The sequence below is a fragment of the Streptococcus sp. 79 genome (genome assembly GCF_013277425.1).
GTDB classification, from domain to species: Bacteria; Bacillota; Bacilli; order Lactobacillales; family Streptococcaceae; genus Streptococcus; species Streptococcus pseudopneumoniae.
Genome location: NZ_VMMW01000129.1, coordinates 1 through 523, shown reverse-complemented (window position 1 = coordinate 523; position 523 = coordinate 1). Strand labels below are relative to the sequence as shown.

The following is a 523-nucleotide window of genomic DNA, read 5'->3' as shown; positions in this document are numbered from 1 at the left end:
ACTCTTATGCGGTATTAGCTATCGTTTCCAATAGTTATCCCCCGCTACCAGGCAGGTTACCTACGCGTTACTCACCCGTTCGCAACTCATCCAGAGAAGCAAGCTCCTCCTTCAGCGTTCTACTTGCATGTATTAGGCACGCCGCCAGCGTTCGTCCTGAGCCAGGATCAAACTCTCATTAAAAGTTTGAGTTCTCACTCATTTCTGTCACTGACAGATTTATTGTTTTTTCATTGTTCAGTACTACAACCTTGGTTGTAGTGCCCTGCACATTGGTTCGTCTTGTTCAGTTTTCAAAGGTCTTTGTCACTCGCTTCCCTCAAGCGACAACTATATTAGTATATCACAGCTGCTTTCGCTTGTCAACACTTTTTTGAAACTTTTTTAATCTTTTTTTCATCAAGTGTTCCAACTGCAACATACCATAGTCCGTACGGGATTCGAACCCGTGTTACCGCCGTGAAAAGGCGGTGTCTTAACCCCTTGACCAACGGACCAGAGTGGTTATTTTCAACTCTTGCTA

Annotated in this window: 1 tRNA gene and 1 rRNA gene; both read right to left on the bottom strand. The window is 44.4% G+C overall.

The features are described 5' to 3' along the window. Positions 1 to 183: ribosomal RNA gene (locus HT729_RS11505) — 16S ribosomal RNA — on the bottom strand; the annotation flags it as partial. 242 nt (positions 184 to 425) lie between these two features. Beyond that, positions 426 to 497, bottom strand: a tRNA-Glu gene (locus HT729_RS11500). Between the last annotated feature and the right edge of the window lie 26 nt (positions 498 to 523).